Origin of the sequence: Ideonella sp., assembly GCF_041918995.1 — a bacterium.
Taxonomy (GTDB): Bacteria; Pseudomonadota; Gammaproteobacteria; order Burkholderiales; family Burkholderiaceae_C; genus Ideonella.
This window is the reverse complement of sequence record NZ_JAYRUN010000013.1, coordinates 42112-65500: the sequence shown is the minus strand read 5'-3', so window position 1 is coordinate 65500 and position 23389 is coordinate 42112. Positions and strand designations below refer to the sequence as shown.

General features: G+C 72.1%; 22 protein-coding genes and 1 tRNA gene. 4 read left to right on the top strand and 19 right to left on the bottom strand.

The window, feature by feature from the left end; all coding sequences use genetic code 11:
• Positions 1 to 12: 12 nt before the first annotated feature.
• The 16 genes from paaZ to ACE3UN_RS12995 form a co-directional block, all read right to left on the bottom strand.
• Entirely contained in the window at positions 13 to 2058 is a 2046-nt protein-coding gene (paaZ, locus tag ACE3UN_RS13070) for a phenylacetic acid degradation bifunctional protein PaaZ (protein ID WP_374675397.1), read from the bottom strand.
• 223 nt (positions 2059 to 2281) lie between these two features.
• Positions 2282 to 3427, bottom strand: coding sequence for an ABC transporter substrate-binding protein (locus ACE3UN_RS13065; RefSeq protein ID WP_374675396.1), 1146 nt, complete (start codon positions 3425 to 3427; stop codon positions 2282 to 2284).
• A complete protein-coding gene (locus tag ACE3UN_RS13060; RefSeq protein WP_374675395.1) occupies positions 3424 to 4101 on the bottom strand; it encodes a TetR/AcrR family transcriptional regulator in 678 nt (225 codons plus the stop codon). The genes ACE3UN_RS13065 and ACE3UN_RS13060 overlap by 4 nt, the downstream gene beginning before the upstream one ends.
• Before the next feature lie 15 nt (positions 4102 to 4116).
• The gene (gene paaE, locus ACE3UN_RS13055; protein ID WP_374675394.1) at positions 4117 to 5202 is read right to left on the bottom strand and encodes a 1,2-phenylacetyl-CoA epoxidase subunit PaaE; all 1086 of its coding nucleotides are present in this window, start codon (positions 5200 to 5202) and stop codon (positions 4117 to 4119) included.
• A 130-nt stretch (positions 5203 to 5332) separates the two neighbouring features.
• Positions 5333 to 5956, bottom strand: a complete 624-nt coding sequence (gene paaD / locus ACE3UN_RS13050; protein ID WP_374675393.1) for a 1,2-phenylacetyl-CoA epoxidase subunit PaaD — start codon at positions 5954 to 5956, stop codon at positions 5333 to 5335.
• A gap of 25 nt (positions 5957 to 5981) precedes the next feature.
• Complete coding sequence (paaC, locus tag ACE3UN_RS13045) at positions 5982 to 6770, bottom strand: 1,2-phenylacetyl-CoA epoxidase subunit PaaC (RefSeq protein WP_374675392.1); 789 nt, start codon at positions 6768 to 6770, stop codon at positions 5982 to 5984.
• Between the two features lie 13 nt (positions 6771 to 6783).
• Positions 6784 to 7077, bottom strand: a complete 294-nt coding sequence (gene paaB / locus ACE3UN_RS13040; protein WP_374675391.1) for a 1,2-phenylacetyl-CoA epoxidase subunit PaaB — start codon at positions 7075 to 7077, stop codon at positions 6784 to 6786.
• Between the two features lie 61 nt (positions 7078 to 7138).
• Positions 7139 to 8197, bottom strand: coding sequence for a 1,2-phenylacetyl-CoA epoxidase subunit PaaA (gene paaA / locus ACE3UN_RS13035; protein WP_374675390.1), 1059 nt, complete (start codon positions 8195 to 8197; stop codon positions 7139 to 7141).
• Positions 8198 to 8234: 37 nt separating this feature from the next.
• On the bottom strand, positions 8235 to 9542 hold the full coding sequence (gene paaK / locus ACE3UN_RS13030; RefSeq protein ID WP_374675389.1) for a phenylacetate--CoA ligase PaaK: 1308 nt from the start codon (positions 9540 to 9542) through the stop codon (positions 8235 to 8237).
• A 104-nt stretch (positions 9543 to 9646) separates the two neighbouring features.
• Positions 9647 to 10636, bottom strand: a complete 990-nt coding sequence (locus ACE3UN_RS13025) for a hypothetical protein (protein WP_374675388.1) — start codon at positions 10634 to 10636, stop codon at positions 9647 to 9649.
• A gap of 147 nt (positions 10637 to 10783) precedes the next feature.
• Positions 10784 to 12841: a M13 family metallopeptidase gene (locus ACE3UN_RS13020; RefSeq protein ID WP_374675387.1), complete on the bottom strand. Its 2058-nt coding sequence runs from the start codon at positions 12839 to 12841 to the stop codon at positions 10784 to 10786.
• A gap of 13 nt (positions 12842 to 12854) precedes the next feature.
• Positions 12855 to 13304: a hydroxyphenylacetyl-CoA thioesterase PaaI gene (gene paaI, locus ACE3UN_RS13015; protein WP_374675386.1), complete on the bottom strand. Its 450-nt coding sequence runs from the start codon at positions 13302 to 13304 to the stop codon at positions 12855 to 12857.
• A 14-nt stretch (positions 13305 to 13318) separates the two neighbouring features.
• Positions 13319 to 14113 carry an enoyl-CoA hydratase-related protein gene (locus ACE3UN_RS13010; RefSeq protein WP_374675385.1) on the bottom strand — a complete coding sequence of 265 codons (795 nt, stop codon included), beginning with the start codon at positions 14111 to 14113 and terminating at the stop codon, positions 13319 to 13321.
• Between the two features lie 140 nt (positions 14114 to 14253).
• A complete protein-coding gene (locus tag ACE3UN_RS13005) occupies positions 14254 to 15306 on the bottom strand; it encodes a TRAP transporter substrate-binding protein (RefSeq protein ID WP_374675384.1) in 1053 nt (350 codons plus the stop codon).
• A gap of 120 nt (positions 15307 to 15426) precedes the next feature.
• Complete coding sequence (locus tag ACE3UN_RS13000) at positions 15427 to 16176, bottom strand: SapC family protein (protein WP_374675383.1); 750 nt, start codon at positions 16174 to 16176, stop codon at positions 15427 to 15429.
• The gene (locus ACE3UN_RS12995; RefSeq protein ID WP_374675382.1) at positions 16173 to 17483 is read right to left on the bottom strand and encodes a hemolysin family protein; all 1311 of its coding nucleotides are present in this window, start codon (positions 17481 to 17483) and stop codon (positions 16173 to 16175) included. The genes ACE3UN_RS13000 and ACE3UN_RS12995 overlap by 4 nt, the downstream gene beginning before the upstream one ends.
• Before the next feature lie 104 nt (positions 17484 to 17587).
• Between ACE3UN_RS12995 and ACE3UN_RS12990 the strand changes: the two genes are divergently transcribed.
• Both ACE3UN_RS12990 and ACE3UN_RS12985 read left to right on the top strand, forming a co-directional pair.
• Positions 17588 to 18409: a symmetrical bis(5'-nucleosyl)-tetraphosphatase gene (locus ACE3UN_RS12990; protein ID WP_374675381.1), complete on the top strand. Its 822-nt coding sequence runs from the start codon at positions 17588 to 17590 to the stop codon at positions 18407 to 18409.
• A 37-nt stretch (positions 18410 to 18446) separates the two neighbouring features.
• A tRNA-Ser gene (locus ACE3UN_RS12985) sits at positions 18447 to 18536 on the top strand.
• A 36-nt stretch (positions 18537 to 18572) separates the two neighbouring features.
• Here the strand turns inward: ACE3UN_RS12985 and ACE3UN_RS12980 are convergent.
• From ACE3UN_RS12980 to ACE3UN_RS12970, 3 genes are all read right to left on the bottom strand, one after another.
• Positions 18573 to 19703, bottom strand: coding sequence for a hypothetical protein (locus ACE3UN_RS12980; RefSeq protein WP_374675380.1), 1131 nt, complete (start codon positions 19701 to 19703; stop codon positions 18573 to 18575).
• A gap of 141 nt (positions 19704 to 19844) precedes the next feature.
• Complete coding sequence (locus tag ACE3UN_RS12975; RefSeq protein WP_374675379.1) at positions 19845 to 20684, bottom strand: DUF72 domain-containing protein; 840 nt, start codon at positions 20682 to 20684, stop codon at positions 19845 to 19847.
• Positions 20685 to 20728: 44 nt separating this feature from the next.
• Positions 20729 to 21565, bottom strand: a complete 837-nt coding sequence (locus tag ACE3UN_RS12970) for an ATP-dependent Clp protease proteolytic subunit (RefSeq protein ID WP_374675378.1) — start codon at positions 21563 to 21565, stop codon at positions 20729 to 20731.
• A 288-nt stretch (positions 21566 to 21853) separates the two neighbouring features.
• Between ACE3UN_RS12970 and ACE3UN_RS12965 the strand changes: the two genes are divergently transcribed.
• Positions 21854 to 22606 carry an IclR family transcriptional regulator gene (locus ACE3UN_RS12965; protein WP_374675377.1) on the top strand — a complete coding sequence of 251 codons (753 nt, stop codon included), beginning with the start codon at positions 21854 to 21856 and terminating at the stop codon, positions 22604 to 22606.
• A gap of 6 nt (positions 22607 to 22612) precedes the next feature.
• Positions 22613 to 23389, top strand: a complete 777-nt coding sequence (locus tag ACE3UN_RS12960) for an ABC transporter ATP-binding protein (protein WP_374675376.1) — start codon at positions 22613 to 22615, stop codon at positions 23387 to 23389.

Sequence of the window (23389 nt, the reverse complement as noted above, 5' to 3'; positions counted from 1 at the left end):
TGGCCGAGCGCCTCACGCCTTCTTCGCCACCAGCGTCAGGATGTCGTAGCTGGCGACCAGCTCGCCGTGCTGGTTGGTGACCTCCACGTCCCACGCCACCACACCCTGGCCGCGGCCCTTGTCGTCGGTCTTCATGCGGTCGATCTTGCGCTTGGCCGTGAGCCGCGCCTGGATGGTGTCGCCGATGGCCACGGGCTTCACGAAGCGCAGCGTGTCCAGCCCGTAGTTGGCCAGCACGGGCCCGGGCGCCGGGCTCACGAACAGGCCGGCCGCCGCCGAGAGCACGAAGTAGCCGTGCGCGATGCGCTGGCCGAACTGCGTGTCCTTCGCCGCGATCTCGTCGAAGTGCATGTAGAAGTAGTCGCCCGAGATGCCGCCGAAGTTGACGATGTCGGCCTCGCTCACCGTGCGCCGGTGGGTGGTGAGGCTCTCGCCGATCTGCAGCTCCTCGAAATGGCGGCGGAAGGGGTGCACCTCGGTCTCGATGCGCGCCGCACCCCGCACGTACTCGCCGGTCACCGCGGCCAGCATGGTGGGCGAGCCCTGCACCGCCGTGCGCTGCAGGTAGTGCTTCACGGCGCGCGTGCCGCCGAGCTCCTCGCCGCCGCCGGCGCGGCCGGGGCCACCGTGCTTGAGCATGGGCAGCGGGCTGCCGTGGCCGGTGGATTCGGGCGCGGCCTGTGCGTCCAGCACCAGCAGGCGGCCGTGGTGCGCAGCCGCCACGGGCACGGCCTGCGCCGCGATGGCGGGCGTCTTGGTGACCAGCGAGCCCACGAGGCTGCCCTTGCCGCGCGCGGCCAGGGCGAGCGCCTCGTCGAAATCGTCGTAGGGCATGAGCGTGCTCACGGGGCCGAAGGCCTCGATGTCGTGCACCGCGTCGTTGGCCATGGGGTGCTGCGCCAGCAGCAGCGTGGGCGCGAAGAAGGCGCCCTCGGCAGTGCCGGCCCCTTGGGGCTGCACGCCCTCGCCGCCGTGAATGAGCTCGGCGCCCTGGCGCAGCAGGGCCACCTTCTCGGCCACGTCGGCCTGCTGGCTGTGCGAGGCGAGCGCGCCCATCTTCACGCCCTCGACCGCGGGGTCGCCCACCACGGTCCTGGCCAGGCGCGTCTTGAGCGCGGCGGCCACGGCGTCCAGGTGCTGGCGCGGCACGATGGCGCGGCGGATGGCCGTGCACTTCTGGCCGGCCTTCACCGTCATCTCGCGGGCCACCTCCTTGACGAAGAGCTCGAACTCCACGTCACCCGGCGTCACATCCGGGCCCAGGATGGCGCAGTTGAGCGAGTCGGCCTCGGCGTTGAAGGGCACGCTCTGGCGGATCACGTTGGGGTGCACGCGCAGCTTGGCCGCTGTATCGGCCGAGCCGGTGAAAGTGATGATGTCCTGGCCGGTCAGGCGGTCGAGCAGGTCGCCCGTGCCGCCGATGACGAGCTGCAGGCTGCCCGCCGGCAGGATGCCGGACTGGTCGATCAGGCGCACCAGGGCCTCGGTGAGGTAGCTGGTGGCGGTGGCGGGCTTGCCGATGCAGGGCATGCCGGCCAGGAAGGTGGGGGCGAACTTCTCCAGCAGGCCCCAGATGGGGAAGTTGAAGGCGTTGATGTGCACGGCCACGCCGCGGCGCGGCACCAGGATGTGCGTGCCCGCGAAGCCGCCGTGCTTGCCCAGCGGCACCACGGGCCCCTCGTGCACCACGTTGCTGCTGGGCAGCTCGGCCGAGCCCATGCTGGCGTACGCGAACAGCGTGCCCGTGCCGCCCTCCACGTCGATCCAGCTGTCGGCGCGCGTGGCGCCGGTGTGGGCGGAGATGGCGTAGAGCTCTTCCTTGCGCTCCACCAGGTACTTGGCCAGCGCCTTCAGCCGCGCGGCGCGCTGCTGGAAGTCGAGCGCCAGCAGACCGGGCAGGCCCGTGCCGCGGGCGTAGGCCAGTGCCTCGGCGAAATCGATGGCATCCGCATGCGTGCGCGCCACGGGCTGCCCATTGATGGCGCTGCGCAGCGTCTGCCCAGCCTCCTGGCCCAGCCAGCGGCCGGCAATGAAACTTTGGAGTTGTGGAGTGGTCATGGCGTGGGCCCTTCGACAAGCTCAGGGAGAACGGAAAGACGAAGGCCCTTCGACAAGCTCAGGGCGAACGGGGAAAGAGGCAACCCCCTCGACAAGCTCAGGGAGAACGGAACGGGGCGCGCGCAGCGCCGCCCCCTTCCAGCGGCGTGCGCGGATCCGGCTTCGCCGGTCCGCTGCGCGAGCCCCCCCGGGGGGCAGCCCCCTGGCAAGGGGGCGTGGGGGCTCAAGGAACGTAGCGCCAGGCGCCCTTCTCGATCTTGACCATCACGCGGGCGCGCTGGTCGAGGCCGAGGTGGTCGTTGGGCGACATGGTGAAGATGCCGTGCGCGCCCGGGAGTTCCTTGACCTGCTCCAGCGCGTCGCGCAGGGCGGCGCGGAAGGCGGGTGTGCCGGGCTGGGCCTTCTTCAGCGCCTGCGGCACGGCCGCGGCCATCAGCAGGCCGGCGTCCCAGGCGTGGGCGCCGAAGGTGGAGACGCTGCCCTTGCCGTAGGCGGCCTCGTACTTGGCCACGTACTCCATGGCGGACTTCTTCACCGGGTGGCCGGCAGGCAGCTGGTCGGCCACGAGCACCGGGCCGCTGGGCAGGAAGGTGCCCTCGACGTTCTTGCCGCCCACGCGCAGGAAATCGTTGTTGGCCACGCCGTGCGTCTGGTAGACCTTGCCGGTGTAGCCGCGCTCGGCCAGGGCCGATGCGGGCAGCGCCGAAGGCGTGCCCGAGCCGGCGATCAGCACCGCGTCGGGCTTGGCGGCCACCAGCTTGAGCACCTGCGCCGTCACCGAGGCGTCGGTGCGGTTGTAGCGCTCGTTGGCCACGATGCTGATGCCCTTGATGCCGGCCGCCTTGGCGAACTCCCCGTACCAGCCTTCGCCGTAGGCGTCGGCGAAGCCGATGAAGGCCACGGTCTTCACCTTGGCGTCGGCCATGTGCGCGGCGATGGCGAGCGACATCATGATGTCGTTCTGCGGCGTCTTGAACACCCAGCGCTTCTTCGCGTCCATGGGCTCGACGATGCGCGCCGAGGCGGCCATGGAGATCATCGGCACCTGGGCCTCGGACACGGCGTCGATCATGGCCAGCGAGTTGGGCGTGGTGGTGGAGCCCAGGATCACGTCGACCTTGTCCTCGGTGATGAGGCGGCGCGTGTTGGCCACGGCCTTGGTGGTGTCGGACGCGTCGTCCAGCACGATGTAGTTGACCTTCTGCCCCGCGATGGTAGTGGGCATCAGGGAGATGGTGTTCTTCTCGGGGATGCCCAGCGAAGCCGCCGGGCCCGTGGCCGAGACGGTGACGCCGACGTTGATGTCGGCCAGCGCTTGGCCGGCAATGGCCACGAGGGCGGCAGCGGCCAGGGTCTTGAGGGTCTTCACAGGGCGGTCTCCTTTCGAGCGGTCTTCTGTCGGGGTGCAGGGTCGTTGTCGCGCCGGGATGCGGCGGTGGCTGCCACGGCGGGCAGGCCGCCGAAGAACAACTCCGCCACGATCGGGGCCATCTGCTCGTGCGTCAATCGTGGCGAACCCACCTCGGCGGGCTTCAGCCACGTGAACATCCAGTTGATCATGCCGAACAGCAGCATGGTCAGGGGCTTGTGCAGCTCGGCCTGCTGCAGCTCGGGGCGCACCTCGGCCACGGTGCGGGCGAAGGCATCGACCACGCGGCGTTCGATGGCCAGCACGCGGGCGCGCTCCTCGTCGCCGAGGAACTTCACGTCCTCGGTGAGCACGCGGTGCTCGTTCTGCGCGCTGGCGTATTCGCGCACGAAGCGCAGGATCAGCTCACGCAGGCGGGCATCGGGAGCCAGCGGCTGCGCCAGCACGTCCTGCACCACCGCCTCCAGCCGCTTCACGTGGCCCTCGGCCACCAGCGCGAGCAGGGCGTGCTTGTCGCGCACGTAGTGGTACAGCGCCGCCTTGGACAGCCCGCACGCCGCCGCCACCTGGTTCATGGAACTGGCGGTGTAGCCCTGTTGCGCGAACAGCGCCGCGGCGTGGGCCAGGATGGCGTCGCGCTGGTCGTCGTAGCCGGCAGAACGGGGTCGGGCCATGCAGCGGGCAGCCGGTCAGCGCTCGTCGAACGAGACGGTGACGCAGGGCGTGAGCGGGTGCGCCTGGCAGGTGAGGATGAAGCCTTGGGCCACCTCGTGCTTCTCCAGCGCGAAGTTGCGGTCCATGCGCACCTGGCCGTCCATCAGCTTGGCGCGGCAGGTGCCGCACACGCCCGACTTGCAGGAGAACGGCACGTCCATGCCGGCGGCGGCCGCGGCGTCGAGGATGCTGGGGTCGGTCTTGCGGAAGACGATGTCGCGCGTGAGGCCGTCGCGCACCACGGTGACGCGGGCATTGTCGGCGTCGCCCTCCTGCGGCGCATGCAGCTTCGCCAGGTCGCCCGCGCTTTGCAGCGGGATGCCGAAGCGCTCGATGTGGATGCGCTCCTCGGCCAGGCCCGCCTCGCGCAGCGCGGCCTCCGCCTCGTCGTTCATGGCGTAGGGGCCGCACACGAAGGCGTGGTCCACGCTGCCCACGTCCACCAGCGTGCGCAGGAACTCGGCCACCTTCTCGCGGTTCATCACGCCCATGTTGAGCGGCGAGTCCACCTGCTCGTCGCTGAACACATGGTGCAGCGCCAGGCGGGTGAGGTAGCGGTTCTTCAGGTCCTCCAGCTCTTCCTTGAACATGGTGGACGCGGCGCGGCGGTTGCCGTACAGCAGCGTGAAGCGGCTGCCGGGCTCGCGCGCCAGCACCGTCTTCATGATGGACAGGATGGGCGTGATGCCGCTGCCCCCGGCGATGCCCAGGTAGTGGCGCGCGGCGGCGGGCTCCAGCGGCACGAAGAAGCGGCCCTGCGGCGGCATCACCTGCAGCGTGTCGCCGGCCTTGAGCTGGCTGTGCAACCAGTTGGAGAAGCGCCCGCCCGCCACCTTGCGCACGCCCACGCGCAGCTCGCCGTCGTCCAGGCCGGCGCAGATGGAGTAGCTGCGCCGCACGTCCTCGCCCTCGAGCTCGCGCCGCACGGTGAGGTACTGCCCCTGCGTGAAGCGGAAGGTCTCGGCCATTTCCGCCGGCACGTCGAAGCACACGATCATCGCCTCGTCGGTGTCGGGGCGCACGTCGCGCACGCGCAGCTCGTGGAAGTGAAGAGAAGTCATCGGCAATATCTCCGTCAAGGGAGCGCGCGAAGCGCCGCTCGCTCCAAGTGGCGTGCGCGGATCCGGCTTCGCCGGTCCGCTGCGCGAGCCCCCTCGGGGGGCAGCGACCGGCAGGGAGCGTGGGGGTCCATCAAATCGGCTTGAAGTGCTCAAAGGGCTCGCGGCAGGCGAGGCAGCGGTACAGGGCCTTGCAAGCGGTGGCGCCGAAGGCGGACAGGCGTTCGGTCCGGGCGCTGCCGCAATGCGGGCAGGCCACGCCACGGGCGACGATCCGCACGGGCTGCTCGGCCGGGGCAGCGCCTGCCTCGCCGCACCGGCCGGGCGGGGCGATGCCGTAGGCACGCAGGCGCTCGCGGCCGGCGTCGCTGATCCAGTCGGTGGTCCAGGCGGGCGAACGGCGCTGGCTCACCTGCACCGGGCCCAGGCCGTCGGCCTCCAGCGCCTGGCGGATGGACGCCTCGATCACCTCGGTGGCAGGACAGCCGGAGTAGGTGGGTGTGACCACCACCTGCAGGCCGGCGGGCGATTCGCTGACCTCGCGCACCAGGCCCAGGTCGGTGACGGACAGCGCGGGCACCTCCGGGTCGGCCACACCGCCCAGCACCGCCCAGGCACGCTCGACGCGGCCCTGGCCGGGCGCACGCGGCGGCACCGGCGGCAACGCCACGCCACCCACGCCCAGCGCACCCAGCGCCGCGGCGGGCAGCTCGGGCGCGGGGAACAGCGCGGAGGAGGAAGTGCGCGACGCCGCCATGCTCGTCATCCGTGGGCCGCGCGGCTCACCAGCGTCCGCCGGGGTAGCTGCGCTGCAGCTGCTGCATCTCGGCCAGCATGTAGCCCAGGTGCTCGCTGTGCACGCCGCGGCTGCCGGTGGACCGGAAAGGCGTCTCGGCCGGCACCGCCAGGCCGGCGTCGGCCAGCACCGCGGCCACCGCCGCCTGCCAGTCGGCACGCAGCGTGTCGCGCGCGGGGCCCAGGCCGGTGGCCGCGGCCTCGGCATCCGCCTCGTCGGTGTCGAACAGCTCGGTGGTGTAGGGCCACAGGCGCTGCAGGGCCTGGCGCATGCGGCGGGTGGATTCCTCGGTGCCGTCGCCCAGGCGCACCACCCAGCCGCTGGCATGCTCGACGTGGTAGCGCGCTTCCTTCACGGCCTTGGCCGCGATGGCGGCCACCTCGGCGTCGCTGCTGGCCTGCAGACGCTGCCAGGTGAGCAGCAGCCACTGGCCGAGCAGGAAGTTGCGCAGCGTGGCGTCGGCGAAGTCGCGGCCGGCGCGCCGGCCGGGCAGCTCGGCCAGCGTCATGTTGAGGTAGTCGCGCTCCTCGCGCAGGAAGGCGAGCTGGTCCTCGTCCAGTGCCTGCGGCTGCGCGGCACCCACATGCGTGAGCAGCGCACGCGCCTGGCCGACGAGGTCGAGCGCCATGTTGGTGAGCGCCATGTCCTCCTCGAGGATGGGACCGTGGCCGCACCACTCGGACAGGCGCTGGGCATGGATGAGGCAGGTGTCGGCGATGCGCAGCAGGTAGCGCGCGCGCAGCGACGTGGGGGCCGTGATGGAGGGGGTCGTCATGGTCGCGCCAGGCTCACATGTGGTTCACGGCTTCGGGCAGCTCGTAGAAGGTGGGGTGGCGGTACACCTTGTCCTCGGCCGGGTCGAAGTACATGTCCTTGTCGGCCGGGTCCGAGGCCACGATCTGGTCGGAGCGCACCACCCACAGGCTGGTGCCTTCCATGCGGCGGGTGTACACGTCACGCGCCAGTTGCACGGCCATCCGGGCGTCGGCCGCATGCAGGCTGCCGCAGTGCTTGTGGTCCAGGCCGGCCTTGGGCCGCACGAACACTTCCCACAGCGGCCATTCCTTCTTCACGTCGCTCATCTCCATCTCCTCATTTCGCTGACCGGTCACTGACGCGGCGCGCCGAAGGCGCCGCCGCCCTTCAAGTGGCGTGCGCGGATCCGGCTTGGCCGGTCCGCTGCGCGAGCCCCCTCGGGGGGCAGGCCCCGCCAGGGGCCGTGGGGGCCTTGCCCGCATGGGCGAGCGCGGCGTCACGCACCCACGCGCCCTCTTCCCAGGCGTCCACGCGGGCCTGCAGGCGCTCGCGGTTGCACGCGCCCTCGCCGCCCACCACGCGCCAGAACTCGGCCCAGTCGATGGGGCCGAAGTCGTGGTGTCCGCGCGCCTCGTTCCACTTCAGCAGCGGGTCGGGCAGGCTCACGCCCAGCACCTTGGCCTGCTCCACGGTGGCGTCGACGAACTTCTGGCGCAGGTCGTCGTTGCTGATGCGCTTGATGCCCCAGCGCATGGATTGCGCGCTGTTCGGGCTGTCGCTGTCGTGCGGGCCGAACATCATCAGGCTGGGCCACCACCAGCGGTTCACCGCGTCCTGCACCATGGCGCGCTGCGCCTCGGTGCCCTCGCGCATCATCACGTGCAGGGCGTCGAAGCCCTGGCGCTGGTGGAAGCTCTCCTCCTTGCACACGCGGATCATGGCGCGCGCATACGGGGCATACGAGCAGCGGCACAGCGGGATCTGGTTCATGATGGCCGCGCCATCCACCAGCCAGCCGATCACGCCCACGTCCGCCCAGGTGAGCGTGGGGTAGTTGAAGATCGAGCTGTACTTGGCCTTGCCGCTGTGCAGCGCGTCCAGCAGCTGGTCGCGGCTGGTGCCCAGCGTCTCGGCGGCGGCGTACAGGTACAGGCCGTGGCCGCCTTCGTCCTGGATCTTCGCCAGCAGGATGGCCTTGCGCTTGAGCGTGGGCGCACGCGTGACCCAGTTGCCCTCGGGCAGCATGCCGACGATCTCGGAGTGCGCATGCTGGCTGATCTGCCGCACCAGCGTCTTGCGGTAGTGCTCGGGCATCCAGTCCTTCGCCTCGATGAAGGCGCCGTCGTCGATGCGGGCCTCGAAGCGGGCCTCCAGCGCGGCCTCGTCGGCCGAACGCACGGCCTGGCGCGCCTCCTGCGGCGCGGTGTCCATCGCCTGGGTGTACATGCGGTCTCCTGGTTGCGGCTGGCGGGCGCGGGAGGCGTCAGCGCGGCCGTTGGTCGATGACGCGGCGGGCCTTGCCCACCAGCGTGCGTTCGATGGTCTCGGGCGCGCCCACCTCCACGTGGGTGCTCACGCCGATGAGCGTCTTGATGCGGTGCTGCAGCTGGCGCGCCAGGCCGTCGCGGTCGGCGCCGGCCTGCCCGGGCAGCAGCTCGCAGCGCACGGTGACCTCGTCCAGCGCGCCGTTGCGCGTGACGACGAGCTGGTACTGGCCCGACAGCCCCGGCGTCTGCAGCACCAGCTCCTCCACCTGGGTGGGGAACAGGTTGACGCCGCGGATGATGAGCATGTCGTCCGAGCGGCCGACGATCTTGCCCATGCGGCGCATGCCGCGCGCGGTGGGCGGCAGCAGGCGGGTAAGGTCACGCGTGCGGTAGCGGATGATCGGGAAGGCCTGCTTGGTGAGCGAGGTGAACACCAGCTCGCCCTCCGCGCCATCGGGCAGCACCTCGCCCGTCTCGGGGTCGATGATCTCGGGGTAGAAGTGGTCTTCCCAGATGACCGGGCCGTCCTTGCTCTCCACGCATTCGCTGGCCACGCCCGGGCCCATCACCTCGGACAGGCCATAGATGTCCACGGCGTCGATGGCCGCATCGGCCTCGATCTGGGCGCGCATGGCCTCCGTCCAGGGCTCGGCGCCGAAGATGCCGACCTTGAGCGACATCTCGCGCGGGTCCAGCTGCTGGCGGCGGAACTCCTCGATGATCACCTGCATGTAGCTGGGCGTCACCATGATGATGTCGGGCTGGAAATCGCGGATCAGCTGGACCTGCTTCTCGGTCTGGCCACCCGACATGGGGATGACCGTGCAGCCCAGGCGCTCGGCGCCGTAGTGGGCCCCCAGGCCGCCGGTGAACAGCCCGTAGCCATAGGCCACGTGCACGATGTCGCCCGGCCGGCCGCCGGCCGCGCGGATGGAACGCGCCACCAGGCCCGCCCAGGTGTCGATGTCGGCCTGGGTGTAGCCCACCACCGTGGGCTTGCCGGTGGTGCCCGACGAGGCGTGCACGCGCACCACCTGCTCGCGCGGCACGGCGAACATGCCGAACGGGTAGTTGGCGCGCAGGTCGTGCTTGGTCGTGAAGGGGAACTTCGCCAGGTCCGCCAGGGTGCGCAGGTCGGACGGGTGCACGCCCTTGGCATCGAACGCGGCGCGGTAGTGCGGCACGTGGGCGTAGACCCGCTCCAGCGTGTCGCGCAGGCGCTGCAGCTGCAGCGCGGCCAGCTCATCCCGGCTGGCGGTCTCGATGGGCTCCAGGTCGCCGGGGGCGGGTGTCTTGACGGGCATGGGGCGCGCTGCGGGGCAGCTGGGGGGTTTGTTTACCGGACGGTCGGTAAATCATAGGCGCGCCAGCCGGGTTGACGCAAGTCAGGGGGTCATCGGTTTTTTCCCTAGGGGGCGGCGCCCGGCGTGCGCACCGGGCAGGCGGCGCTCGCGCCGCGCACCTCGAAGGGCAGTTCGGCCCACGGACCGGTGGGCGCGCAGGCGCTGCCCGGTGCACAGCAGGCCTTCGTCTGCAGCAGCTGCTGCACGGCAGCGGCCTCGCGCGCGGCCAGCTTCGGCAGGCGCGGCGCCAGCACCAGCTGCAGCGCGTCGCGCGGCGCCGGGGCGTCGGCCGCCGGCAGCGGGCCCAGCACCGTGGGCAGCGGCTCGTTCGCGCGGCCGGTGGTGCGCAGCCGCCGTGTCTGGGCGAGCGCCGCCTCCATCGCCGCGTAACCGCGCGCCACGGCCCAGGTGAAGGGCCGGCGGTGCGCGGCGGTGAAAGTGGCCTCGGCCTGCTGCCAGCGCCCGGCGTCGATGCCGACCACCGGGCACAGCACGGCGTCATAGGGCTCGCGCACCACGGGGCGGAAGTCCATCCAACAGGCGGTGCGGGCGGACACGCGCAGCCCCGTCTCCTGGCGCAGCCGCGCCGCCACCTGCTCGGCCTGGTAGACCTCGATGCGCCCGAGCTGCAGCACGCCGGCCGGCGGCCGCTGCAGGCGCTCGGGGTGCGCCGACACGTAGGGCAGGCCCGCTTCGGCGACGATGCGCGGCGCCTGGCCGATGACGCACCAGCTGCCGAGCACCACATCGACCTTGGCCGCCACCAGCTCGCGCGCGGCGGCGTCGGCGCGCTCGGCCCGGCAGCCGCTGTCGTGGATCACCAGGCGCGGCGCCACGCTGCCGGGCCAGGTCTTGATGGCCAGCTGCATGCCGGCCACGATGTCCTCGCCGTCCGCGGCGTTGGGCCAGCTGCGCGGCACGATGGCGCCGATGGTGAGCCCAGGCGCCGCCTGCACCGCCCCGGCCGCCCCGGCCGCCCCGACGGCGACCATCCCGATGGCCAGCCACGCCCGCGCCCGGCCCACCGGCCCGTGCTGCCTTTGTCGACGCCCCATCCGCTGCGCTCCTCGTGTGGTGTTCAACCGGCGCAGGACCTCGCAAGAACAAGGCCCGGACCGCCCGGGCAGCTGTATCGCTGCCCCGGGCGATCCGGGCCATCGTCGTTTACCCCAAGGGCGGGGCGTCCGCGGCCCGCGAGGGGGTCACCAGACGCGGCAGCGCCTGGCCGGGGCCATGGGCTGGCCGGTGCGGCAGGCGAAGGCCTGCTGGAACTCCGGCAGGTTCACCACCAGGCCGTTCACCCGCCAGCGGCCGGGCGAGTGCGGGTCCACCCGGGCGTGGATGCGCAGTTCCTCGGGGCGCGTGTTCTCGCAGGCCCACTGGGCGAAGCCCACGAAGAAACGCTGCAGCGGCGTGAGCCCGTCGCGCAGCGGCTGCGTGGCCGTGGCCTGCTCGCCCACCTCGGCCTGCCAGGCCATGAGCGCCAGCACCAGGCCGCCCAGGTCGGCCAGGTCCTCGCCCAGCGTGAGGCGGCTGTTGATGCGGATGTCGTCCACCACCGGGTACTGGGCGTACTGGTCCACCAGGCACTGGGCGCGCTCGTTGAAGGCGGCCTCGTCGCGCGGCGTCCACCAGTTGCGCAGGTTGCCGCGGGCGTCGAACTGGCGGCCCTCGTCGTCGAAGCCGTGGATCAGCTCGTGGCCGATGGTGCCGCCGGTGTTGCCGTAGTTGGGGCCGGCGTCCATCTTCGGGTCGTACAACGGCGGCTGCAGCACACCGGCGGGGAAGTTGATGTCGTTGCCCTGCGGGTTGTAGTAGGCGTTCACCGTGGGCGGCGTCATGCTCCACTCGACGCGGTCCACCGGCTTGCCGATCTTGGCCAGCTCCCGGCGGCTGTCGAACTCGGTGGCGCGGCGCACGTTGCCCGCGAAATCGTCGCGCGCGATGCGCACGCTGGCGTAGTCGATCCAGCGGTCGGGGTAGCCCACCTTGTTGACCACGGCGGAGAGCTTCTCCAGCGCGCGCGCCTTGGTGGCGGGTGTCATCCAGTCCAGGGCCTGGATGCGCCGCGCCATGGCCTGCTCGATCTGCGCGGCCATGCGCTCGGTGGCGCGCTTCTGCTCCGGGCCGAAGGTGCGGCGCACGAACTCCTGACCCAGTGCATCGCCCAGCAGCGCATCGACCACGTTCACGCAGCGCCGCCAGCGCGGGGGCGGCTGCGGCACGCCGCGCAGGGCCTGGCTGAAGAAGGCGAAGTGCTCCTCGTCGAATGCCCGCGGCAGCTTGTCGGCCAGGGCATGCAGGGCATGCCAGTGCAGGTAGGTCTGCCACTCGGCCAGCGGGCGCCGGGCCAGCGCGGCGTCCAGCGCGCGCAGGAACGCGGGCTCGGTGACGTTCACCACGCGCTGCGCCGGCGCGCCCAGGGCCTGGAAGTACCCGGCCCAGTCGATGTGCGGCGCGAGCCGCTGCAGGCCGGCCAGGTCCATCACATGGTGCAGGCGGCTGGGCTCGCGCTGCTGCACGCGCGTGAGCATGGCGGCGGCCAGTTCGCTCTCGATGGACAGCACCGTCATGGCGGCCTGCCCGGCCCGTGGCGCCGGCATGCCGTCCAGCTCGAACATGCGGGCGACGTGCGCCACGAAGCGGGCGCGCATCTCGCGCATGCGCGGCTCGCTGGACAGGTAGTCGTCACGGTCGGGCAGCGACAGTCCGCCGGCCATGACGAAGCCGATCGCACGGCTGGAGTCGCCGAAGTCGGGGTTCTGGTCGAAGGCGAAGGGTGCCCCGCCGGCCACGGACAGGTGCATCGCGGCGAGCACGCCGGGCAGGTCCTTCAGGCTGCGCATGCCGGCGATGCGCTCGCGCCAGGGCGCCAGCGGCGCCGTCCCGCGGGCCTGCACCGCCGTCTCGTCCATGCACGAGGCATACAGGTCGCCGATCTGCTGCTGCGCCGGCGTGCGCCCGTCCGCCTGCCCGGCCAGTCCCTCCAGAATGCCCCAGAGGTAGCGCTTGTTCTCGTCCGCCAGCTTGGAATAGACATCCCAGCGTGCCTGGTCGGGCGGGATGGGGTTGCGCTGCATCCAGCCGCCGCAGGCGTACTGGTAGAAGTCCTCGCAGGGCGCCGCGCGCGTGTCCATGGAGGACACGTCCAGCCCCGGCGTGTAGGGCAGCGTGGTGAGCGGCTGGTCGGCGGCGGCGCACACGGCCGCGGCCAGGCCCAGCCCGGTGGCCAGGGCCCGCGAGAGGAGTCGGTGGTTCATGGAACGGGGCGGTTCAGGCCAGGGTGGAGGGGTCCACCACGTGTCGGCCCTTGAGGGTGTAGGAGCGGCCGCGGAAGGCGGCCACCCGCTCGCCACGCTGGTTGCGCACGTCGATGTCGTACACGCCCGTGCGGCCGGCACGGTGCACCTCGCTGGCGGTGGCGGTGAGCACGTCGCCCAGGCGGGCGGCGGCCACGAGGTTGACGTCGAAGCCGGAGGCCACGGTCACCTCGTTGTACGCGTTGCAGGCGAAGGCGAAGGCCGAATCGGCCAGGGTGGTGACGAAGCCGCCATGGCAGATGTCGTGGCCGTTGAGCATGCGGTCCTGCACCGACATCTGCAGGGTGGCGGTGCCGGGCCCGATGGCCAGCACCTGCATGCCCATGCCCTGCGACGCGCGGTCGTTGCGCCACATGGCGTCGCGCACGGCCTCGGCCAGGCGCTGGGGGTCGGTCTCGGCCATGGCGGCAGGCCCTCTCAGCGGTCGGTGAAGTGGGGGGCGCGCTTCTGCTGGAACGCGGCCACGCCTTCGGCGAAATCGGCCTGGTTGCCCAGGTCGCGCTGCATGCGCGCTTCCAGCGCGAGCGCGTCTTCCATGGTCATGTGCGCGGCCGCGTCCAGCGCCTGCCGGGTGGCGGCCAGCGCCTTCACCGGCATGGCGGCCAGGCGCTGGGCCAGGGCCTGGCTGGTGGCGATGAGCTCGGCATCGTCCACGCACTGCCAGATGAGGCCCAGGCGCACGGCCTCCTCGGCGGGCAGCTTGTCGCCGGTGAGCGCCAGGCCCAGCGCGCGGGCCCGGCCCAGCAGCCGCGGCAGCAGCCAGGTGCCGCCGCAGTCGGGGATGAGGCCGATCTTGGCGAAGGCCTGGATGAAGCTCGCGCTGCGCGCCGCCACCACCAGGTCGCAGCCCAGCGCGAGGTTGGCGCCCGCGCCGGCCGCCACGCCGTTGACCGCCGCCAGCACCGGCACCGGCATGGCGCGCAGGCGCAGGGCGAGCGGCTTGTAGTTGGCCTCGATGACGGCGCCGATGTCGACCTTGCCGTCGGCCCCCGGGGCCATGCCCGGGTCGTTCAGGTCCTGGCCGGCGCAGAAGCCGCGCCCCGCGCCGGTGATGACGACGGCACGCACATGGTGGGCCGCGGCGGCCGCGTCCAGCGCGTCGCGCAGCTCGGCGTGCATGGCCGAGGTGAAGCTGTTGAGGGCCGCAGGCCGGTTCAGCGTGAGCGTGCGGACGGGGCCGTCATCGGCCACCAGGACGAGCGGGTCGGACATGGGCGCGGGTCTTTCGTCAGGGCGGGGTGCGGGGCGGCGGATGCCGTTCGCCGACCTGCCGGTCGGCGAATGCGGCGGATTGTGGCGGATCCAGGCCCGCCGGGGCGGGCGCGGCGTGGCCCCGCCCCCAAGGTGGCCCCTCAGGGCGCGCTGCGGTACTGGGCCAGCAGGGCCTGTGCGTCCTGCAGCATCTGCTGCCCCGGCCAGCCCTTGGCGGTGACCTCGCTGACCCAGGCGCCGTACAGCGGCGCGGCCTTCTCGCGCCACTGGTCGAGCTCGGCCGCGGGCACGGTATGGAACACGTTGCCGCGCTCGCGTGCGGCGCGCCGGCCCGCGTCCTGGCTCTGGTCCCAGGTGCGGCCGATCTGGCGCGACAGCGCCGCGCCGCTGTTGTCGTCGATCACCTTCTTCAGCTCGGGCGGCAGGCTGTCGTAGCGCGCCTGGTTCATGGCGAACACGAACACGGCGCTGTAGAGCGCCGGCCGGCTCGGGTCGGTCTCGCTGTGGTAGCGCACCATCTCCTGCAGCTTCAGCGAAGGCATCACCTCCCACGGCAGCAGGAAGCCGTCGATGGTGCCCTTGCTCACCGCGTCGGGCACCGACGGCAGCGGCAGGCCCACCGGCGTGGCGCCCAGGCTGGCGAGCAGCTTGTTCGTCTGCCGCGTGGGTGCGCGCATCTTGAGGCCCTTGAAGTCGGCCAGCGTGCGCACGGGCCGGTCGCGGGTGTGCACGTAACCCTCGTCGTGCACCCAGGTGGCCAGCACCTTGGTGCCCGGGAACTCCTTCAGCGCGTGCTTCTGCAGGTAGTCCCACGCCGCGCGCGCGCCGGCCTCGGCCGAGTTGGTCATGAAGGGCAGCTCGAAGACCTCCATGGCCAGGAAGCGCCCGGCGGTGTAACCCGGCAGCGTGATGACCAGGTCGTCTACGCCGTCCTTCACGCGCTCCACCAGCTGCGGCGGGGTGCCGCCGCCTGTCATGGCGGGCAGCACCTGGCACTTCATGCGGCCGGCGGATTCACGCGCGATCTTGTCGCACCAGGGCTGGATCACCTGCACCGAGGCCATGGCCTGGGTGTTCCAGATGTGGTGGAAGCGCAGCGTCACCTCCTGCGCCGTGGCGGGCAGGGCCGCGGCCAGGGCGGCGCCGGCAGCCAGGCGAAGAAGCGGGGTCAAGGCGCGCGAGGCACGGGGCATGGCGGGTCTCCTGGTCGAAGCAAGGGCGGTGGCAGGGGGATGCCCCAGCTTACGCGGGCACCCGCCGGCCGCTGCTCAGGGCCAACCCCACGCCGCGCCCTGCCGGCGCGCCCTGGCGGCTCAGGCCGCCTCGGCGGCGCGCTTCTCGGCGTGCACTTCCAGCAGCCGGCCCATGTTGCCCAGAGAGGCCAGGTGGAAGTGGATCAATGCCAGCAGGCCATTGCGCGCGAGCTCCAACGTCACGGCGTCCGGCAGCTGGGCCAGCTTCTCCTCGTTCAGGCCGAGGAAGCCATCGATGGTGAGCGGTGACCCATCCGGCAGCGTGGCGTCGAAGCGCCGGGGCTGCAGCAGGCCCAGCTCCAGCAGGCGGCGGCCGATGGCCTTGGTGCGCTCCACCTCGACCTCGGCTTTCTCGACCAGCTGCCGCATGGCCTCCAGGTACGACGATGCCTTGCCTTCGGCGTCGAAGAGCGGCTCGCCTTCCTCGCGGCTGATCACGTCGCTGTCCTCGTCCACGCACACGACGTACTGCCGCTCCGGCGTGGGCGCGATGGCGAACGGGTAGGCCCGCAGGAGCGCCGGCACGTAGCGCGCGTCCCAGCGCCCATGGCGCCAGAACAGGTTCTCGCCCCGCTTGAGGCCGAACACGGCCACCGGCGCGCACAGCTCCTTGCCCGCGTCGTCCTTGCCTGCGTGCAGGAAGAGAATGGGGTAGTCCTTGCACGCCTCCACGAACTCCGCCGCGGTGAGGAAGAAGGCGTTGAGGCCGGCCGCCGCCGCCAGCGGGTTGCGGTCGCGTCGCACCTTGAGGTCGCGGTGCCCGACACGGTCCAGCGCCACCGGCTTCTTGTGCAGCTCGGGATTGATCACTTCAGGTCTCCAGATTGTTGCGGGTCGGCCTGGCGGGTCACCAGCACCTTGTCCACGCGCTTGCCATCGAGGTCCACCACCTCGAACCGCCAGCCGCCCCACTCCACCCGGTCGGTGGTGCGGGGCAGCCGGCCCAGCAACAGCATGATCATGCCGGCCAGGGTGTTGTAGCGCCCGCGGTCTTCCTCGGGCAGTTCCTTGATGTCGAAGCGGTCCTTCAGCTCCGGCACCGGGATGAGTCCGTCGACCAGCCAGCTGCCGTCCTCGCGCTGCACCGCCCAGGCGTCCTCGTCGGTGGGCGTGCCGAACTCGCCGGTGATGGCCTCCAGCACGTCGCGCACGGTGATCACGCCCTGCACCGCCCCGTACTCGTCCACCACGAACACCAGCTCGGCGCCCGAGGTGCGCAGGTGCTCCAGCAGCTCCATGCCGGACAGCGTCTCGGGCACGAAGACCGGCGGCTCCAGGTGCTCGGCCAGCGCCGGGCCGCGGCCCTCGGACAGCGGCTTGAGCAGGCTGTGCGCGGCCACCACGCCGATCACGTCGTCCAGGCCGCCGCGGCACACCGGGTAGCGCGAATGGTCCCCCTCGGCGATCGCGCGCAGCGTCTGCTCGGGCGACGCGTTGACATCCAGCCACTCGATCTCGGCCCGCGGGATCATCATCGAGCCGATCTGCCGGTCGTCCAGGCGGAACACGTTGCGCACCATCTGGTGCTCCTGCGCCTCGATGACGCCCGCGTCCAGGCCTTCCTCCAGGCTGGCGGCGATCTCCTCTTCGGTCACGCTGCGCGCCGGCCCCGCGCGCACGCCGAGCAGGCGCAGGATGCCCTCGGTGCTGAAGGCCAGCACGGCCACCAGCGGGCGCGTGGCGGCCGACAGCCATTCCATGGGCGGGGCCACCAGGCGCGCCACCGTCTCGGGGTACATCTGCCCCACGCGCTTGGGCACCAGCTCGCCGAAGATGATGGACAGCACGGTGATGATCAGCACCACCAGCGCGGTGGCCGTCACCTCGGCCGCCCGCTGCGACAGCGGCAGGTGCGCCAGCAGCCACGCCGACACCGGCCCGGAGAAGGCCGCGTCGCCGACGATGCCGTTGAGCACGCTGATCGACGTGATGCCGATCTGCACGGTCGACAGGAACTTGGTGGGGTTGTCGTGCAGGTCCATCGCCGCCTGCGCGCCGGACTCGCCGGCCTCCACCATCACCTGCAGGCGCGCCTTGCGGCTGGCCGAGAGCGCCATCTCGGACATCGCGAACAGGCCGTTGAGCAGGATGAGGAAGACGAGAAGGGCGAAGTCCATGCGGAGCGGGAGGCGGCTCCCGGCGTGCGCCGCGGATGAGGCCGGGTGAGTCAGGCCTCGGCAAAGGGCCCGGAAACGGGCGCCGAGCGTAGCAGAATCGGCCGATGCATTACCTCATCGGCGACCTGCAGGGCTGCTGCGACGCCCTGGACCGCCTGCTGGCCGAGATCGGCTTTTCCGCCTCGCGCGACCACGTGCACGTGCTGGGCGACCTGGTCAACCGGGGCCCCGGCTCGCTGGCCACGCTGCAGCGCCTGCACGCGCTGGGCAGCTCGGCCACGGTGCTGCTGGGCAACCACGACCTGCACCTGCTGGCCGTGGCGCACGGCGTGCGCCCGCCGCACCGGCGCGACACGCTGGACGACATCCTCGCGCACCCGCAGCGCGAGGCCTGGCTGGCCTGGCTGCGCCAGGGCCGGCTGGCCGACATGGCCTGCGGCTGGCTGCTGGTGCATGCCGGCGTGGTGCCGGCCTGGGACGCGGCCTCCACCCTGGCCCGGGCGGCCGAGGTGGAGGCCGTGCTGCAGGGCCCGGCACTGGCCGAGTTCCTGCCGCGCATGTACGGCAACACCCCCGCGCGCTGGAGCGACGACCTGACGGGCGCGGACCGCCTGCGCTGCATCGTCAACGTGCTCACGCGGCTGCGCTTCTGCGCCGCCGACGGCACGCTGGAGTTCGACACCAAGGAAGGTGCCGACGCCGCTCCACCCGGCTTCGCGCCCTGGTTCGAGCACCCGCAGCGCGCCACTGCCGGCCAGCCCGTGGCGTTCGGCCACTGGTCCACCCTGGGCCTGATCAACCGGCCGGACCTGCTGGCGCTGGACACCGGCTGCGTGTGGGGCGGCGCGCTCACCGCCGTGCGCGTGGAGGGCGGCCGGCGCGAGGTGACGCAGGTGCGCTGCACGCAGGCGCAGGCGCCGTGCTGATCCCGGGATGATCCGGGGATAATGCCCGCTGCGTAACGGAAGCGTGGCCGAGCGGTTTAAGGCACCGGTCTTGAAAACCGGCGACGGTTCATCCCGTCCGTGAGTTCGAATCTCACCGCTTCCGCCAGCCACCTCGCGGGGCCCCGCAGGGCCCCGCCGCCGCTCAGCGCAGGATCTGCGAGTCGGTCACCACCGGCTGGCCCGGGGCCGCGAGCACGAACATGCCGGGCAGGCCGTCGGACTCGAAGCCGTCGCTCGGGTTGCCCGAGAGCACCGACTTGTTGATCGTCATGGTGCCCGTGAGGTTGTTGCTCACGAAGAACGAGGCGCCGCCGCCCTCGTTGGCATGGTTGCGCTGCACCTTGGTGCCGCACATAGTCAGGCGGATGGTGTTGCCGTCCTGGTAGATGCCGCCGCCGCTGCCACCGCCGGGCGTGCCCGGGCGCTGGGGGTTGGCCCCCCAGCCCACGGCCGTGTTGTCGGTGATCAGGCTGTTGTAGATGGCGAAGTTGCTGCCCAGGCCACTGATCGCGCCGCCGTTGGAGCAGCTGTTGCCATAGCCGCTGCCGCCGCCGAAGGTGCTCTTGGTGATGTAGATGGGCACCACCGGGGACGCCACGAAGGCGCGCACGGCGCCGCCCCCGAGATCGGGGCCGGTGCCTTCGCAGGTGTTCTTGAAGAAGCGCGCGTTGACGATCTTCAGCCGCCCGCCGCGCACGAAGATGGCGCCCCCGCCATAGACCTCGCTCTGGCCGTAGTCCTGCCCGGCGGAGTTGCCGCGCGTGAAGGTGATGTTCTGCACCGTGGTGCGGGGCGTGTCCTGCGTGTCGCAGTGCGGCGAGGTCCAGACCTGGGCCGGGTCGCAGGTGTTCTGGTAGAGGATGCGGCGCACGCCGCCGCCGCTGAGCGTGACCTTGCCGCCACCGTCGATCACCACGTTGGGCTTGTCGTTGCGCACCTTGGCCGTCTCGGTGAGCGTGATGGTGACGGGGTTGGGGCCGCAGCTGAACTTGATGATGCCGCCCTTGGCGACGGCGTCCACGAAGGCGCGCGAGGTGCAGCTGGCGGGCGTGCCGTTGCCGATCACGGTGGTGGGATGGCTGGTGTCCACGGCCCGGGCGTTCACCGGCACGCCGCAGGTGCCATCGGGGTTGCCGGTGCCCGGCGTGGCGGCCCAGGCGGTGCCTGCGAGCATCAGCGCACCGACGGCGAGGCGGGAGGCGGGCTTGCCGGTGGAGGGCAGGAGATGCACGACGGACGAACGGAAACGGGGCGTCTGGGCGGAGTGGCTCATGGGTGGGCGGGCGCTGGAGTGGACAAACCCCCTCAAGATAGGGGGTGCAGCAAGCCCGTTGTGTGCGCATGTCACCAAACAGCCCATACCCCCGGGGGAACCGATACGACTGGAATCACGTGCGGCCGCCAAGCCGCCTGTTCAGGCCATGGGCGGGAGCGCATCCACCCGCTGCTGCAGCGCCCGGGCGGCGAGGGGCGCCTTCTCCTTGGCCGCACTGATGAAGAACAGGAACACCTCCCGCGGCGCGCCGGGCCCGGTGGCCGGCGCGGCGTCCACCCGCGGCAGGCCGGTGGGCTCCCCGCCCTGCTGCCAGGCACGGGCGCAGGCCGCCAGCGCGTCCAGCGCCTCGGGCGTGCAGCCCAGCGCGTTCTGCGGCTCGGTGCGCATGACCCGCGCGTAGACGAACGGGCCGGTGGGGTCGGGGATGGGCGGGTAGTCCTCGCCGTCGGTGAACACCGTGGTGATGCCGTGGGCGCGCGCCAGCGCCAGGTACTCGCCAGAGCGGAAGCTCTCGTGCCGGGGGTCCAGCACATGGCGCAGGGGCAGGCCACCCGCCTTCTGCGGCAGCAGGGCGAAGAAGGCCGCCAGGTCGTCCGGCTCGAAACGGTGCGTGGGCGGCAGCTGCCAGACGATGGGCCCCAGCTTGTCGCCGAGCTCGGCCAGGCCGCTGTCCACGAAGCGCTGCACCGCCTCGCCCGCCTCGGCCAGCACCCGGCGCTGGGTGACGACACGCGAGGCCTTCAGGCTGAAGACGAAGCCGCTGGGCGCCTGCGCGTGCCAGCGGGCGAAGGTGGCGGGGCTCTGCAGGCGGTAGTAGGTGCCGTTGACCTCGATGACCCGCAGCTGGCGGCTGGCGTAGGCCAGCTCGTCGTCGTGCGGCAGCCCGGGCGGGTAGAAGCTGCCCCGCCAGGGCTCGAAGGTCCAGCCGCCGATGCCCACCCGGATGGGCGGCTGGGGCAGCGTCGGGGCAGTGGGCATGCGGCGCCTCCATCCTGTCGGTGAGGCGCCGGAGCATAGCGGGCTCAGCCGGTCAGGACACGCTGTCGCAACAGCTCGGCACGCGCGGGGTACCACATCGACCGGCTGGGCGTGGCGCGCACCCGGTCGATGAAGGCGGTGCCCAGCCCGGCGTCCCGGTAGGCGCGGATGAGCGCGTGGCTGGTGCCCAGCGCCTCGTCGTCCTGCCCGGCGAACTGCGGCCGATGGAAACCGATGCGGGCCTGCTCGGCCGCCCCGCGCTCGCGGCCGGCCAGCAGCACCACGGTGCAGGCACTGGCGCACAGCCCCTCGGCGAACGTGTCCACGCGGCGGGCGCGCAGCAGTTCTGCGATCTCGCGCGCCTCGTACACCCGGCCGCCGGGCGAATCCAGCCGCACCAGGCGCACCCCGGACGCGGCGCCCAGCGCGCGCGCCACCGCGTCGGCCGAACCGGTGCCGATGGCGCCGCGCAGCCAGAGCGTGCGCCCGTCGCCCGACAGTTCCACCCGCGCCGCGGGCAGCGGGTCCAGGCCGAAGGCGATGCGACCGATCTCCGCGGCCCGCTGGGCGGAGGATGGCCCGGCCGTGCCCAGCCCGATGGCCAGCAGCACGCCCAGCACCGCGCGCGGCAGCATGCCGCGCCCGCCGCCGAGCCGCCACAGGCACACGGCGATGCCCACCAGCCCGGCCACCGCCGCCGCCATGCCGACGAACTGCCAGGTGGCCGTGCCGCGCAGGCTGCCGGCATGGTCCGCCGCCCAGTCCGCCAGCACTGCCAGCCCCCACGGCGCCAGCCCCACCATGGCGGGCAGGCGCGACCGCCAGCCCGGGGCGGGCGTGGCCGGTGCACGGGCAGCGGAGGACACAAGCGCGGGATGCATGGATGTCCATGCTAGGAAGCCGCGCCGCAGGCGATCGCCCGAGAACCACCCCGGCAGCGGGCCAGTTCCGGCCGGGTGGCGCGACGCGGCGCCGGGGCGGATCGCTGGATCGGTGTTTACCCGTGACCTGGGGCCGAACCCGTTGACCACCCTGCCCCCGCGCTCGCAGACTGGTTCGAAAGGCTGAACGTGGTTCAGCAGCTTGAACCCATGACCTCCCCCTCGTCCACCGCCGCGCCCCGCCTCCCCGCCGACCCGGCGAGGGGGGAAGGGACCGGCGGTGCGCGCGTGCCCGCCGTCGTGCGTGCCCTGGCCGTGCTGGACCTGCTCGCGCGGGAGCGCCAGGCCCTGAGCATGGCGCGCGTGGCCAGCCAGCTGGCCCTGCCCAAGAGCAGCGTGCACGGGCTGTGCAACACGCTGCTGAGCTCCGGCTACCTGCGCCGCGCCAGCGACGGCGCCATGCAGATCGGCCCGGCCGTCATGGCGCTGGCCGAGGCCTTCGTGGCGAGCACCAGCGTGGCCGGCGAGTTCGACCGCCTCTGGCAGGAGGGCCACGCGCCCGAGGAAACGCTGATCCTCTCGGTGCTCAACGGCAGCGAGGTGATCTACGTGGCGGTGCGCCACGGCAGCCGGCCGCTGGGCCTGGCCTTCCACGTGGGCATGCGCCTGCCCGCGCACCTGTCCGCCACCGGCAAGTCGCTGCTGGCCCACCTGCCGGAGGCCCGCCTGCGGGCCCTGCTGCCGGCCGACCCGCTGCCGCGCCTGACCGCCCAGGGCGCGTCCACCGCGGCCGAGCTGCGGGCGGAGCTCGCCGCCTGCCGCACCCAGGGCTACAGCGTGGACGACGAGGGCATCCGCGAGGGCGTCGTCGCCCTGGCGGCCCCCATCTTCGACGCCACCGGGCAGGCCGTAGCCGCCGTGGGCGTGTGTCTCAACAAGGCCGTGCTGGGCGCCGGCCAGATGGACCGCCAGAAGCAGGTGGTGCAAGAAGCCGCGCGCACGCTGTCCCGGCGTCTCGGCGCGCGCCCCGCGGAGGCCTGATTCTTCATGCGCAGCAGCGAATACATCCTCGAGACGAACGACCTCACGATGGAGTTCAAGGGCTTCGTCGCGGTGAGCCAGGTGAACCTGCGGGTGCGACGCGGCCGCATCCACGCCCTGATCGGCCCCAACGGCGCGGGCAAGACCACCTGCTTCAACCTGCTGACCAAGTTCCTCACGCCCACCGCCGGGCGCATCGTCTTCGACGGCCACGACATCACGCGCGAGACGCCGGTGCAGGTGGCCCGCCGCGGCGTCGTGCGCTCGTTCCAGATCTCCGCCGTGTTCCCGCACCTGACGGTGCTGGAGAACGTGCGCGTGGCCCTGCAGCGCCAGCGCGGCCACTCGTTCGACTTCTGGCGCAGCGAGCGCAGCCTGGACAGCCTGAACGCCCGCGCCATGGAGCTGCTGGACGCGGTGGACCTCGCCGCCTTCGCGGGCAAGCTGGCGGTGGAGCTGGCCTATGGCCGCAAGCGTGCGCTGGAGATCGCCACCACGCTGGCCATGGACCCCAAGCTGATGCTGCTGGACGAGCCCACCCAGGGCATGGGCCTGGAGGACGTGGACCGCACCCGCGCGCTCATCAAGAAGGTGGCCGCCGACCGCACGGTGCTGATGGTGGAGCACAACATGAGCGTGGTGGCCAGCATCGCGGACACCATCACGGTGCTGCAGCGCGGCGCCACGCTGGCCGAGGGGCCCTACGAGCAGGTGTCGAAGGACCCTGCCGTCATCGAAGCCTACATGGGCAGTGCCCAGGTGGAACTGAAGGGAGCCCACTAA

What these genes read in the sequence shown, in the direction of transcription:
- paaK (WP_374675389.1), bottom strand. Translation starts at nt 9,542, where the DNA reads ATGCCCGTCAAGACACCCGCCCCCGGCGACCTGGAGCCCATCGAGACC.
- ACE3UN_RS12975 (WP_374675379.1), bottom strand. Translation starts at nt 20,684, where the DNA reads ATGCCCACTGCCCCGACGCTGCCCCAGCCGCCCATCCGGGTGGGCATC.
- ACE3UN_RS13010 (WP_374675385.1), bottom strand. Translation starts at nt 14,113, where the DNA reads ATGTCCGACCCGCTCGTCCTGGTGGCCGATGACGGCCCCGTCCGCACG.
- ACE3UN_RS12960 (WP_374675376.1), top strand. Translation starts at nt 22,613, where the DNA reads ATGCGCAGCAGCGAATACATCCTCGAGACGAACGACCTCACGATGGAG.
- ACE3UN_RS12970 (WP_374675378.1), bottom strand. Translation starts at nt 21,565, where the DNA reads ATGCATCCCGCGCTTGTGTCCTCCGCTGCCCGTGCACCGGCCACGCCC.
- ACE3UN_RS12990 (WP_374675381.1), top strand. Translation starts at nt 17,588, where the DNA reads ATGCATTACCTCATCGGCGACCTGCAGGGCTGCTGCGACGCCCTGGAC.
- paaB (WP_374675391.1), bottom strand. Translation starts at nt 7,077, where the DNA reads ATGAGCGACGTGAAGAAGGAATGGCCGCTGTGGGAAGTGTTCGTGCGG.
- ACE3UN_RS13060 (WP_374675395.1), bottom strand. Translation starts at nt 4,101, where the DNA reads ATGGCCCGACCCCGTTCTGCCGGCTACGACGACCAGCGCGACGCCATC.
- paaZ (WP_374675397.1), bottom strand. Translation starts at nt 2,058, where the DNA reads ATGACCACTCCACAACTCCAAAGTTTCATTGCCGGCCGCTGGCTGGGC.
- paaI (WP_374675386.1), bottom strand. Translation starts at nt 13,304, where the DNA reads ATGGCCGAGACCGACCCCCAGCGCCTGGCCGAGGCCGTGCGCGACGCC.
- ACE3UN_RS12995 (WP_374675382.1), bottom strand. Translation starts at nt 17,483, where the DNA reads ATGGACTTCGCCCTTCTCGTCTTCCTCATCCTGCTCAACGGCCTGTTC.
- ACE3UN_RS13005 (WP_374675384.1), bottom strand. Translation starts at nt 15,306, where the DNA reads ATGCCCCGTGCCTCGCGCGCCTTGACCCCGCTTCTTCGCCTGGCTGCC.
- ACE3UN_RS13020 (WP_374675387.1), bottom strand. Translation starts at nt 12,841, where the DNA reads ATGAACCACCGACTCCTCTCGCGGGCCCTGGCCACCGGGCTGGGCCTG.
- paaC (WP_374675392.1), bottom strand. Translation starts at nt 6,770, where the DNA reads ATGACGACCCCCTCCATCACGGCCCCCACGTCGCTGCGCGCGCGCTAC.
- paaD (WP_374675393.1), bottom strand. Translation starts at nt 5,956, where the DNA reads ATGGCGGCGTCGCGCACTTCCTCCTCCGCGCTGTTCCCCGCGCCCGAG.
- paaA (WP_374675390.1), bottom strand. Translation starts at nt 8,197, where the DNA reads ATGTACACCCAGGCGATGGACACCGCGCCGCAGGAGGCGCGCCAGGCC.
- ACE3UN_RS12980 (WP_374675380.1), bottom strand. Translation starts at nt 19,703, where the DNA reads ATGAGCCACTCCGCCCAGACGCCCCGTTTCCGTTCGTCCGTCGTGCAT.
- ACE3UN_RS13025 (WP_374675388.1), bottom strand. Translation starts at nt 10,636, where the DNA reads ATGGGGCGTCGACAAAGGCAGCACGGGCCGGTGGGCCGGGCGCGGGCG.
- paaE (WP_374675394.1), bottom strand. Translation starts at nt 5,202, where the DNA reads ATGACTTCTCTTCACTTCCACGAGCTGCGCGTGCGCGACGTGCGCCCC.